A 12,816-nucleotide genomic window follows, 5' to 3' on the forward strand; every position below is an offset into this window, starting at 1 on the left:
TTTAAAACACGATAAAGAGAATGGCCTGAAATAACCCAATAAAACCACCTAGAAGGGCACCCAGATACGTAATTAATTTAAATTCTTTTCGTGAGATGGATAGAATAATTTCCTCTAATCTTGCTGTTGGAAACGATGCTACTTGCTGTTCCACCATTTTTTCAATACCCAGTTGAGAAAGCATAGACGGAACGCCCTCTGCCAATTTCACAAAAAGCTGTTCCACAAGTACCGGTAACACCTTTTCCTTTATCTGATTTGAAAAAGGAGTCAGGTAAACTTGAACAGGCTGATCCAGCCATTCTTCAGCAGGTATATTGTCGATAATTAATCCCTTTATGACATGCTGTGTATCGGCTTTTGCAAAAAATGGTTCAATGATTTCTAATTCTTTGTCCAACAATACTTCCCATTCTTTCGCAACAGCCTGCTTTAGCCATTGCGCTCCATCTTGCGATTGCAAGTATTCGGTCACCAGCCTCTGGATTTTGACGGCGAGTTCATCACTCGAAAACATCGATAATACCATATTTCCCAGAAACCCTTTCGAAGCAGCATATTGCTTAATAATCGATTCCATCTTCTCCTGTGTCTCTTCTTTATTTAATAACTCCATCACCTTGATACGCAGTAACCGTGCTGCAGCATCAACGTCTTGGTCAGAGACAGCTGATGCTAGCCAATTTTTTAGTGGCTTTTTTTTATTTTCCTGCAAAAACCAGTCCAGCTGGTCCACAACCTTATCCGCAATAACTGTTTTTATCTGGTGATCGTCGACAGGCAGATTGTACCTCTCCGCCAGCTGATGCACAGACTGTTCTTTCTCCATGAAACGATCCCATTCTTTTTCTAATTTGCGTTGTACTTGTTGCTTTAGTTCAGGTTCAGTTAACTTTAATTCGATGCTCTCTCTCGTCAGCAAATGCTTTACTACTAATTCACCAAGCTGTTTCGCTAATTGATCTCGTCTTTTCGGGATAACGCCTGGTGTAAAAGGAACCTTCCACTTACCAATGTATTTTGCTTCGTATGGTCGAAACAGCATTTTAATAGCGATAGAGTTCGTCAAACCACCGATAAATGCACCGATAACAACCATCACAACAATCGTTATGATATCATCCAATCTGTTTTACCACCTTTCTCATTCTCTCCATTCAAGAATACCGCGCAAATCATCATATTCTCGATCTGGGGCTAAGTTCAATACTTCAGCCGGCGTATGCCCCCGATTAATCCATGCGGTTTGAAAACCAAAATTTTTCGCTCCGGAAATATCCCAGCCATTTGATGACATAAACAATACTTCTTCCCGCTCCACACCTAATACATTTAGTGCATACGTATAAGAAGCCGGAGTTGGTTTATATTGTTTGATGTCATCCACACTTATAATCGCATCAAAATAATTTGATAAACCGGCTTGCTCAATAAGAGGCTCTAGCATATCCCTTGAGCCATTCGAAAAAACGGCCAGCTGCTTATCCTTCATTTTTTCCAGTACATCGATGACTTCCGGATTATGCTTTAAGGTTGTATAAGCCTCCATCAATTCTTGAATCTGGCGGTCATTGTATTCCAGATCATAATACTGTACAGCATAGATCAATGCCTCTTCCGTAATCTGCTTAAATGGCTGGTACTGTCCCATTAGTTGTCGAAGAAATGAATATTCCAATTGCTTTCTGCGCCAAAGAATACTCACTTCTTTCCCTTTCTCTCCAAATATATCATCACATTTTGCTTCTACAGAATATACATCAAATAATGTCCCGTAAACATCGAAGACAAGTGCTTTAATGGTTGTATTCATATGTCGTACACCCTCCAAAAAATAGTATCCATTCCGAATAATACCCTTTTTCGCTTATGTATAGTACAGTTATTTGCCGCATATAATGAATTAACTTTTGCAGATTGACGAAAGAAGGTGCCAACCGTGCGTTCTTTATTTGAAATGAAGTCTTATCCAAATAATAAAAACCGTCTGATTGTGCCGAAACAGTTCTATGCTTCTATTAAAGATTGCACCACTCTCCAACATGGTATGCAAAAAATTCCCTGTGACATCTTAAGTCATCAACGTAATGATCATACGATATATTTATCCTCTGCGATCATGGAACACTTCCATATCAGGAAACATAGTAAAATGATGATCGATATGGATATGACGGAATTATTTCTCTATTATCCACTTGGTGTCTTTGTCCACCGGGCTCCACAACAGCTCAACAATGAACGGTTATTTCAGGAAATGGCACGAATTGGGCATACATTAGGCTTTGAAACGATTTTGTTCAGTTATCAGCAAGTCGCATCCACTTCTAAAAGTTTGACCGGTTTTGTATGGAAAAATCAATGGAAACCAATGCACACAGAAATTCCACCTGTCATCTACAATCGCATTCCTAACCGCAAATTAGAAGCACACGTGATGGTGAAACACGTTAAGCAGTATTTAACCACAACTTCTATTATATTTAATCCTGATTTTTTTCACAAATGGCAAATATACGAATCGTTAATCAGTGATGATCGCGTCAACTATCTGTTACCTGACACCACGTTTCACCCTTCGATAGAGACACTGGAGCAGAAACTTGAACAGCATCCTGTTTACGTCCAAGCCTATCAGGAAAATACGTCTGAACCAGTTTATTTAAAAAAAGTAGCAGAAGCGGAATTCCTTGTTTCTCATGACAATAAACAGACGACTTTTTCTGACTTGACCAAGCTGTGCAAACAACATTTTCGTGATGGACTAACTCGTTATGTGGTGCAAGACGCGATTGATCTGCAACACTACCAGCACAACCCCACCTATCTACGTGCTTATGTTCAGCTTGGTCGCACTTGGCAATTAACTTTATTGTATGGTAAAGACGCGCGAACCAATACACTTATACCTGTTCATCAAATCCTTGACAAAAACATGTCTCAGAAAATTAAGAAAGTAGTGCTGACGTTAGCTAAAGTGTTAGAGAACAAATTAAATGGAGAAATTGGCGAATTAGGATTTGATATCGGATTTGACAATGAACAAAGGCTTTGGCTTCTCGAGGTTCATGCCAAACCAAGCTGGTCCGTGTTTGACCATCCGGCATTCGCAGCTAAAGCACAAGCTTATTTCACGGCATTATTTGGTTATACTTTATCGGTCATACCACGTTCTGAATGATTTTCCTCTTTTGGACTATGCTATGAATAAAGGAGGAATCAACAATGACAAAGCCTAAATCCGATAAAGAAAAAGACCCTAGAGAAGAATATGAACTTGATGTAGACAGAATGATAAATGAGGGAATGGCTGGCGGAACAACCTATTCGATCCACGGAAGAATGCAGATTGAACAATCACGAGAATTACCGAAAGAAAATGAGCCATTTCCAAGTGAATCAGATGAATCTCCATGACTTGGCTTGCTTTTGATTCTTGCCCGTTAGAAATATTTTTGAATAAAATGGTCCAAACAGCAAGGTCTCATGACTACATGAGGCCTTCGTTTACTTTTAGCTGCAGCATGAATATATTCTCGGTCTCGTTTTCATATATAGTTCTCTTTTTGTTTGTTATAATAGAAGAAAAATGTATGAGAGAGGCTTTGACATGTTAGAACAATTACAGCAAATGTTTCCTAATCTTATTACCCATCATGACGAACCTACATTGAATACGCTAACCTATAACTGGTATGTGACACCAGACAATGACATTATTGGATTGCCAAAAGAAGAATTGACGAAACGCGAGCTTGAGCTTTTGGATATCTTGCTTAGTCCCTATAAGGCAAATCAACCTCCTACCACAGACCGTGAACAACAATGGATGGACATCTTGTTTCATCAGGAGATTCCTAAGCAAATGGTCGAAGAAAAAATGGCTTCCTTCCATTTCGTTTATTTTTCCTTATCAGATGAATCCGTCGATCCTGAATCGTTCCGCGAAGCAATCGATGGTTTATTCCCGCGGCACACTTCGATTCTCTGGGAGAATAATCATGAAGGAGTCATCATCCGGGAAGACATACCATCAAGTGATGATGCCGTATCCTATTCTGAAATTATTGAAGTATTAACGACAGACTTCTATATAAATATTAAATTGTTTATCGGTCCGACCATTCGTGATATTCAATATGCTTATGATTTATATCAATGGATCAAAAAATGCTACCATCATACGAGCAGATATAATCATGGAGCGCTACATTATATCAAAGCGATTCCATACCTTTATTCTAAAAACATTTCAGAAAATGAACAAAAACTGATGACATATTCGATTTTACATAAAGTACGAGACGATGAAGAACTGTTAAAAACCGTACAAGTTTTCTTAGAATCGAACTCTAATACAACACTTGCAGCAAAAAAAATGTATATGCACCGTAACAGTCTGCAATATCGCGTCGACAAATTCATCGAAAAAACAGCAATCGATGTGAAGCAATTCGAAGGTGCTATCGCGGTATACTTATGTCTGCTGATGCGAAACAAATAGAGCGAACAGCTATTGCCAGATCAGCTTTTACTGTTTTTCATAGAGGTGTTCACTATTCTTTTTTGATAAAGTAAACAAGCTTTTGTAACCGTGCACAAATGAAATCGCTTTTTTTGTGCACGGTTTCTATTTACGGATTTGTCTTTTATCTGTAAACTTATACCCATAGATAAAACGTTTTCAAAATTTAGGAGGGAATATATAATGGCAGAATTATCATTACGTAATATCGACAAAGTTTATAACAAAGATGAAGGGAAAGCGGTAGACAATTTCAACCTTGAAATTAAAGACAAAGAGTTCATCGTATTCGTTGGTCCATCTGGTTGTGGTAAATCAACTACACTTCGTATGATTGCTGGACTTGAAGAAATCTCTGGTGGAGAATTCTACATTGATGATAAATTAATGAATGAAGTTGCTCCTAAGGACCGCGATATCGCGATGGTATTCCAAAACTACGCACTATACCCACACATGAACGTATATGATAACATGGCTTTCGGTCTTAAACTTCGTAAGTTCAAGAAAGATGAAATCGAACGTCGTGTAAAAGAAGCAGCTCGTATCCTAGGTCTTGAAGCATATTTAGATCGTAAACCAAAAGCACTTTCCGGTGGTCAGCGTCAGCGTGTTGCCTTAGGACGTGCAATCGTTCGTGATGCGAAAGTATTCTTAATGGATGAGCCTTTATCCAACCTTGATGCAAAACTACGTGTACAGATGCGTGCGGAAATCCAAAAATTACACCACCGTCTGCAAACAACAACTATCTACGTTACACACGATCAGACAGAAGCGATGACAATGGCAACTCGTCTTGTTGTATTAAAAGACGGTCTTATCCAGCAAGTTGGTGCTCCTAAAGAAGTATATGACAAACCGAACAATATCTTCGTTGGTGGTTTCATCGGTTCACCAGCAATGAACTTCTTCAACGGTACATTAGAAGATGGACAAATTGTTCTTGGTGATACAAAAGTAGAAGTACCAGAAGGCAAAATGAAAACACTTCGTGAACAAGGTTATATCGGAAAAGAAATCGTATTAGGTGTTCGTCCGGAAGATATTCATGATGAGCCGGTATTCTTAGATGCAAACCCTGGTAAGAAAATCACTGCTACAATCGATGTTTCTGAATTAATGGGTTCTGAGTCTTATCTATATTCTCAGTTAAATGGTCAGGAATTCGTAGCACGTGTTGATTCTCGTACTGATATTAACGGTGGAGAAAAAATCGATCTTGCTTTCGACATGCACAAATCGCACTTCTTTGATAAAGATTCTGAAGCACGTATTCAATAATAATTCACGCCAAAGCGCATAGCTCCTTGAGCTATGCGCTTTTTTACATTATGAGAATAACACACCGATACTAATTGACATAAATAATATATAACTACCTATAATATCGATTATGTAAAATGGAGCTCTTTATAACTGCTGGAGTAATTTTGAAATGACATATCTGCGTAGCAAAGCTCCGGAAATAGGCTCCGCGTCCTGTGGGGCACGGCTACAGCTAGGCTGCTACTTGAACAGCATCTTTGCTGCCTTGTGCCGAAGAAGCTTACTTCAAAGCGATAATAGTAGACACAGGCACAGACTAATTGGATCTTCAGCTCGCGCTGAGGCATGAGGAGTCTCAGCCTATTTCCTACGCTTTAGGGAAGTGCTACAACGTATGGAACAGCTAAAAGCAGTGGATCTAGGCATTATGTTATTCATTCAATTGCTGTTATATATACAGTGATCAACATGCTATCTCTTACAAAAGTTGTTGAGTCCACATCTTAGCGTAGGCCAACCACGTAGTCTCCCGCGGGATTATGCAGGCGCTGAAGATCCACAACGTCTGCACCTGTGTCTTCTAGTATTGCTTCGAAGTAGGTTTCCTCGGTGCAAGGCAGCAAAGGAGTATTTCTTGTAGTAGCCTAGCTTCAGCCGTGGCCCGCAGGACGCGGAGTGGTTGGACGGAGCGGTATCCCAGCACATGAATCATTTCAAAATTACCACTAAGCATAAAGCGGCTAGACATAATCCATATTATAGGAACTAAGCTCATCATGATTACTACTCTTGACTGATTAGAAAAACTTCGACACTCTCGAAAAGACGTGGCGAAGTTTTTCTTATCGGAATATTCAATTACTGATGAAATGTTTCTTCGTTTATCATAATCTCTTCCATATGATTACAAGCTGAACATACCCCTACATGAACACATTGATGCGATTCTGATGAATTCGGTACACCATCCACCAGTTGTGCATCCTCTATTTCCATATACGGTGAATAGTCACCATAATAATCGACGATTTTTCCTCCATCTAACATATGTGCACCACAAACTGCACAATCATATGACATTTTCTCTAACCCATTACAGAGATAGCAAATGTACATTTTCATCCTCCGAAGAGATATTTTTTGAGATCTTTGACAGATACAAAGGGGAGACACTTTCATCAAAGCGTCTCCCCTTTTTGTTTCTTTACTTATTATTTTGGTGTTCCACCGAATTGTTGTTCTGCCATTGTTACTAAACGTTTAGTGATTTCACCACCAACAGAACCGTTAGCACGAGCAGTTGTATCTGCACCTAAACTTACGCCAAATTCTTGAGCAATCTCATATTTCATTTGGTCTAGTGCTTGCCCTACGCCAGGAACAACTAGTTGATTTGATTGGTTAGTTGCCATCGTTGATCACCTCCTGTACACAATATTGTGGACAAAAAAGTGATCTATATGCTTTAAATTTCTTAGTAATTTTTAGTAATCCATCACATGCACTTCTTACTTCGGATATGTCATTTCTTCTGGATTGATCCATTCATCAAATTGTTGCTCTGTTAACAGCTCTAGTTCAACTGCTGCTTCTTTTAGCGTTGTATTATCAGCAAAAGCTTTCTTCGCAATTTTTGCAGCATTTTCATAGCCGATATGTGGATTTAATGCTGTCACTAACATCAAGGAATCATTTAAATTTTTCTCAATTTGTTCATGATTCGGTTCTAATCCTACGACACAACGATCATTAAAGGATAGCATACTATCTGCTAAAAGTTGTGCAGATTGCAAGAAATTATATGCAATCACAGGTTTAAATACATTTAATTCAAAGTTACCTTGACTAGCAGCAAAACCTATCGCTGCATCATTTCCCATCACCTGTGTTGCTACCATCGTAATGGCTTCACTCTGTGTTGGGTTGACCTTACCTGGCATAATTGAGCTTCCCGGTTCATTAGCAGGTATGTTAATTTCACCGATACCACAACGCGGACCACTTGCAAGCCAACGAACATCATTAGCAATTTTCATTAAGTCAGCTGCAAGTCCTTTTAACGCACCATGTGCATAAACCAATTCATCATGGCTAGTCAGTGCGTGAAATTTATTCGGTGCGGATACGAATGATTTACCAGTATATTCACTGATTTGAGTCGTTACTCGTTCAGCAAATTCCGGATGTGCATTAAGACCTGTACCAACCGCAGTTCCGCCAATTGCTAATTCCTTCACATATGGAATACTATCCTTTAGCATGGCTTCTGTTTTTTCTAACATGCGGTGCCAGCCACTAATTTCCTGACCTAGAGTTAATGGTGTTGCATCTTGCAAGTGCGTACGACCGATTTTTACAATATCGTCAAACGCTTCCATCTTTTCTTTTAACGTTTCCTTTAATGTCGTTAAAGCAGGTAATACAACCTCTTCAACTTTTCTGACAGCGGCAATATGTAAAGCAGTTGGATACGTATCATTCGAACTTTGTGATTTATTGACATCATCATTCGGGTGAAGGGTAACATCACTATTCTGTGCTTCCAACCATTCATTTCCGACAAAAGCAATTACTTCATTAACATTCATATTCGACTGTGTACCGCTTCCGGTTTGCCATACAACTAATGGAAAATGATCATATAATTCCCCAGCCAAAATACGATCAGCAGCGTGCTTAATCGCATCCGCTTTCACCTTGTCCATTAATCCTAGCTCACTGTTAACGACAGCGGCACTTCTTTTTAAAATGGCGAACCCTTCAATGATTTCTTTCGGCATCGTTTCGTTACCAATTGGGAAATTTTCTTTACTTCGCTGTGTCTGTGCACCCCAATATTTATCACTTGCTACTTTTATTTCGCCAATTGTATCGCGTTCAATACGGTAATCCATTCACTTTCTCCCCCTTAAATTCCATTATGTAAAAATGATTGGTAATTCCCTTCTATTGTAACAAAAAATCTAACTGATTCGCATTGATAACCATCGATTTCGCCATAAAAAATAGAGACAAATTTTAATTTGTCTCTACATAAGGTAAGCCGGTTCGATACAGACCTTTCGTTTCCATCCCGCCTAATCCTTTTTCACCTGTAAATGTATTTTTCAACACTTCATAAACATTCACTTTCTCCATAAAAGGGGTATACGCCACCTTCGCCACAATGTACACAGGATCTAACGCATGTATGTTGACACGATCAGGCGAACTTGCAAAGTTGGCACCGGCACGTATTAAGGATTCAAAATGTGATTGGCAGGCACCGGCAAAAATAATCAACTGGTCTAAATTAGGTGCCCATGCTCTCGCCTGTCGAACTGCTTCCACAAAATATCGAGTATTACGATAAGCTGCAATTTCTTTCTTACTGCCTTTGGATTCTGAATAGGCATCGTGACCAGTAATGACAAGAATTTCAGGCTGGATTTTTTTTATTAATTTTTCCATTTCGATTGGCAATTCATTTTCGGGAATATACATGCCATGCACCTGTAATCCTAGTCTCTGATACAATTCAATACACTTTTTTAAATATAATCGGTCCCCGTCAATATGCAAAACTTTAACAGGCAATTGAAACCGTTGGACATTGCGCGGCTCTTCCTTTTTATGTTCTACGTCTTTTTTTTCCTTCATCAATTGATAATCCTGACGAAAAAGGCGATAGGAATATTCTTCTTGTTCTTTAATCTCTTCCTGTCTCTTTCGTATATCTTCTTCTGGTAACACACGTACATCGTCAACGGGCGCGTCCGCCTCCAGCCTTAAATCTTCACCATGTAATAAAACTTTTTCACCGTTTATATTTTTAATTCGGAACACAATATCGTGATCATGAGAATATCTAGTTACAAGCATTCCTGTCATCAATCTCACCAAATCACCCCATTTAGCCATTACTAATAATAGGCTATGTGACAACAGTCGTTTTGGTGATTGCCTAAGCAGCATCGTGCAAAATCACTTAGTAAATAGGATATTACTTAAAAACTTATGAAGTGCTTTTCATATGGAATATGTAATGCTAGCTTGCAGAAAATCTATATCAAAATTACCTTTTGGCAACACAGCTCCACTTAACATAATCTATAATATAAGAACCTGCTTTCCTATTTAGCATAATTACTTCTATGACTTTCTTTACTTATAACAAAAAAACCAAGAAGCGTTAACTTCTTGGTTAAGGTAGTAAGCCGAAATGTTCTTCTAGAGTTGATTGGGCCTGGTAAATGTCGGAGGCTATGTCTTTTCCTACGTAACGCAGGTGCCATGGTTCATAGCTGTAGCCTGTTATGTCTTCTTTACCTTCCGGATAACGGATGATAAAGCCGTATTCATGTGCGTGATCCTCCAGCCATTGTCCTTCATCTGTTTCGATAAAGCTTTGTTCTAAAACAGATACTAAGGCTGCAGAAGCAACATCCATAGCTAATCCTGTTTGATGTTCACTTGTTCCTGGTCTTGCAGAAAATTTATCGGCATGTTCCTGGCCATTTGTTGCGACATTATTTTCGTAAATGACTTTTTGACGCTGGTAAGAGCGATAGCCAGAAACAGCGACCAACTCTAGACCTTCCTGTTTCGCAGCTGCGAATAATGATTCTAACGCACCGGCAGCTTCCTCGCGTATTAAGCGCTTCGGATCTCCTTCTGGTGCATAATAGGATACATCTGCTTCCACTAAGTCTGGTGGTTCATAACCATCTGGTAATTTTCGCTGCTTATTCACTACTATGGAAACACTTGTAGGATTATCAACTACTTCTAATGCATCTTGATTATCAGCTTCATTGTCCTCTTCTGACGAGGAATCATTTTCTTGCTCATTATCTTCTTCTTCCATCAGTGATACTGGCTCACTTTTGTGCTCCGTATTAATAGTCGACTTGTCCGTATTTTCTGCTGAGTACTGCTCCTGCTGGCAACCACTGACAACAGTGACAAATGCAATCAGCAATAATAAAATAATGTATTTTCTCATCCATATTACCCTTTCTTTTTAAAAAAACACCTTCTTTACTATAACATATCTTCGCTTATTTCTATATAGATGCAGAGACCTATGACAGAAAAACTCCCCGTCATTCAAAACAACGGGGAGGATATACTATGATTCCCATATATAACTGCTATAGGCCTTACTCAATACGTCAAAAGCTTCTTTATCGTTATCGTCAATAGATTGATTTATCTTCTCTTCTAAGCGTGCCTTATTCCAACTAAAACAAAGATCGTCTAAAACTAACTGAGATGCTAACTGAATTTCGAAAGGTATTTCTCGTTTGGCTTTAAGTACCTGTTTCTGATTCATGCTAAACACTTTCAATTGATAACTTACCTTATGTTTCTTCATGGAGCACGCCTCCCTTTTTACTCTATTTAAATAACATTTTATGATGAAATGTTAAGAATGTTAATAGGTTATTTAACATTTTCCCTAAAAATGGGTAAAATAAACCTGTCCATTCTCATTTTAGGTAACTTTTTTTCATTTAGGGGGACACTTATAAGTAGACGTTATCCACTTTTATTTGATAAAGTATTCATACAAGCAGTAGCAACGGAGGAAAATTATGGACCCATATTCAAAATATAAAGAAGGAGAAAAAGGGGCATGGCTTAGCATCTTTACCTATATCCTTCTCGCGATCAGTAAATTAGTGGTTGCTTCCATTGGGGATTCTTCCGCTTTACGTGCTGATGGTTTAAATAACGCAACGGATGTCATCGCGTCCGTTGCTGTTCTGGTCGGATTAAAGATTTCCAGAAAACCACCCGATGATGATCATCATTATGGACATTTTCGAGCAGAGATGATCGCATCGCTCATTGCATCCTTTATCATGATCACCATCGGCATACAAGTGTTAATCGATACCGTACGTAGTATAATCGCACAAGATTTTTCCCAGCCAGATATGTTAACTGCCTGGACAGCACTAGGTGCAGCTATCGTGATGCTGTTCGTTTATCGATATAATTTGCGATTAGGGAAGAAAATTAACAGTTCCGCCTTACAAGCCGCAGCCCAAGATAATAAGTCGGATGCACTTGTAAGTATCGGTGCCTTTATTGGTATTATCGGAGCACAGTTCCATCTCTATTGGCTCGATCCCCTGGCCGGCGCAATTGTAGGATTAATCATTTGTAAAACCGCTTGGGATATTTTTAGAGAAGCAACTCATACTTTAACAGATGGATTCCATCCCAATGAACTGAATGAAATTAAAGAAAGCATCGATACCCACCCAGACGTAATGGATATTAAAGATGTCAAAGGTCGCCTGCACGGCAATCAGGCGTTGATCGAAGCAACTATTTATGTTGATCCACTGATGACCGTGGAGCAAAGTCATGAAATAACCGATCATATTGAAGAAGAATTAAAAGAAAAACACGATGTGCCACATGCCCACATTCATATTGAACCATATGAAGACGAAAGACAGTAGTGAACGTCACTACTGTCTTTCTTTCGTCATTAACGCTGCTAGTAAGCCGTTTAGACTGTTAAAGCCATAAGCGGTTTCCTGATAAGTACCTTGGCCGATTGTTGTCTGTTCTTGCTCAATCCGTTGAGCGCCAAGTTGCAGATAGAATTGATGGGTTGGATTTTTCGTTAACACCCAAACTAATAAAGAATGATAACCTAATTCCTTCATTTCTTCAGTAAATGCTGTTAATAATTGTTTACCCAAACCTTTTCTCTGATGGGTTGGTAATAAATATATCGCATAGATTTCACCATCATAACCAAATCGATCTGTTCGTTCTTTACCGCCTGAAATAAAACCGACGATCGAACCATTTTCTTCTATTACCGTAACCGGCTGCTGCTTGCGAGGCAATTTCAATACCGTCTCCCATAATATTTGACGATGCTCTATCGTTGTATTAGATATATCCTGTTCATCTAATAATTCCTGATAGGTAGCCTTCCAACTCTGTACATGAACTTCTGCTATTGCTTTCGCATCTTCTGGTCGTGCTTTTCTAATCTCATACATGGTCAACACCCT

At 39.0% G+C, this 12,816-nt stretch carries 14 protein-coding genes; 5 read left to right on the forward strand and 9 right to left on the reverse strand.

Features of this window, described 5'->3' with window-relative positions; all coding sequences use genetic code 11:
* Position 1: 1 nt before the first annotated feature.
* Positions 2-1,126: a DUF445 domain-containing protein gene (locus MUN87_RS07005; protein ID WP_244746995.1), complete on the reverse strand. Its 1,125-nt coding sequence runs from the start codon at positions 1,124-1,126 to the stop codon at positions 2-4.
* An 18-nt stretch (positions 1,127-1,144) separates the two neighbouring features.
* Positions 1,145-1,813, reverse strand: a complete 669-nt coding sequence (locus MUN87_RS07010) for a haloacid dehalogenase type II (RefSeq protein ID WP_244746996.1) — start codon at positions 1,811-1,813, stop codon at positions 1,145-1,147.
* A gap of 126 nt (positions 1,814-1,939) precedes the next feature.
* On the opposite strand from MUN87_RS07010, the gene MUN87_RS07015 reads away from it, so the two are divergent.
* From MUN87_RS07015 to MUN87_RS07030, 4 genes are all read left to right on the forward strand, one after another.
* The gene (locus MUN87_RS07015; RefSeq protein WP_244746997.1) at positions 1,940-3,181 is read left to right on the forward strand and encodes a YheC/YheD family protein; all 1,242 of its coding nucleotides are present in this window, start codon (positions 1,940-1,942) and stop codon (positions 3,179-3,181) included.
* Between the two features lie 44 nt (positions 3,182-3,225).
* Positions 3,226-3,417: a hypothetical protein gene (locus tag MUN87_RS07020; RefSeq protein WP_244746998.1), complete on the forward strand. Its 192-nt coding sequence runs from the start codon at positions 3,226-3,228 to the stop codon at positions 3,415-3,417.
* 193 nt (positions 3,418-3,610) lie between these two features.
* Positions 3,611-4,504, forward strand: coding sequence for a PucR family transcriptional regulator (locus MUN87_RS07025; protein WP_244746999.1), 894 nt, complete (start codon positions 3,611-3,613; stop codon positions 4,502-4,504).
* A 204-nt stretch (positions 4,505-4,708) separates the two neighbouring features.
* The gene (locus tag MUN87_RS07030; protein WP_244747000.1) at positions 4,709-5,809 is read left to right on the forward strand and encodes an ABC transporter ATP-binding protein; all 1,101 of its coding nucleotides are present in this window, start codon (positions 4,709-4,711) and stop codon (positions 5,807-5,809) included.
* A gap of 843 nt (positions 5,810-6,652) precedes the next feature.
* Here the strand turns inward: MUN87_RS07030 and MUN87_RS07035 are convergent.
* The 6 genes from MUN87_RS07035 to MUN87_RS07060 all read right to left on the reverse strand — a co-directional run bounded on the left by MUN87_RS07035 (position 6,653) and on the right by MUN87_RS07060 (position 11,150).
* Positions 6,653-6,910, reverse strand: a complete 258-nt coding sequence (locus MUN87_RS07035) for a hypothetical protein (protein WP_244747001.1) — start codon at positions 6,908-6,910, stop codon at positions 6,653-6,655.
* A 95-nt stretch (positions 6,911-7,005) separates the two neighbouring features.
* On the reverse strand, positions 7,006-7,206 hold the full coding sequence (locus tag MUN87_RS07040; protein WP_244747002.1) for an alpha/beta-type small acid-soluble spore protein: 201 nt from the start codon (positions 7,204-7,206) through the stop codon (positions 7,006-7,008).
* A gap of 96 nt (positions 7,207-7,302) precedes the next feature.
* The gene (gene fumC / locus MUN87_RS07045; RefSeq protein ID WP_244747003.1) at positions 7,303-8,688 is read right to left on the reverse strand and encodes a class II fumarate hydratase; all 1,386 of its coding nucleotides are present in this window, start codon (positions 8,686-8,688) and stop codon (positions 7,303-7,305) included.
* Between the two features lie 124 nt (positions 8,689-8,812).
* Positions 8,813-9,673, reverse strand: coding sequence for a sporulation peptidase YabG (gene yabG / locus MUN87_RS07050; protein WP_244747004.1), 861 nt, complete (start codon positions 9,671-9,673; stop codon positions 8,813-8,815).
* 304 nt (positions 9,674-9,977) lie between these two features.
* Complete coding sequence (locus tag MUN87_RS07055; RefSeq protein ID WP_244747005.1) at positions 9,978-10,778, reverse strand: M15 family metallopeptidase; 801 nt, start codon at positions 10,776-10,778, stop codon at positions 9,978-9,980.
* Between the two features lie 126 nt (positions 10,779-10,904).
* Positions 10,905-11,150 (reverse strand): IDEAL domain-containing protein, encoded by a 246-nt coding sequence (locus tag MUN87_RS07060; protein ID WP_244747006.1) that lies wholly within the window; start codon positions 11,148-11,150, stop codon positions 10,905-10,907.
* A gap of 220 nt (positions 11,151-11,370) precedes the next feature.
* Here MUN87_RS07060 and MUN87_RS07065 point away from each other — a divergent pair, with 220 nt between their 5' ends.
* Positions 11,371-12,249, forward strand: a complete 879-nt coding sequence (locus tag MUN87_RS07065; RefSeq protein WP_244747007.1) for a cation diffusion facilitator family transporter — start codon at positions 11,371-11,373, stop codon at positions 12,247-12,249.
* A 9-nt stretch (positions 12,250-12,258) separates the two neighbouring features.
* Here MUN87_RS07065 and MUN87_RS07070 read toward each other — a convergent pair whose 3' ends face one another.
* Positions 12,259-12,804, reverse strand: a complete 546-nt coding sequence (locus tag MUN87_RS07070) for a GNAT family N-acetyltransferase (protein ID WP_244747008.1) — start codon at positions 12,802-12,804, stop codon at positions 12,259-12,261.
* Positions 12,805-12,816: the final 12 nt, after the last annotated feature.

This window comes from Gracilibacillus salinarum, assembly GCF_022919575.1.
GTDB lineage: Bacteria > Bacillota > Bacilli > Bacillales > Amphibacillaceae > Gracilibacillus > Gracilibacillus salinarum.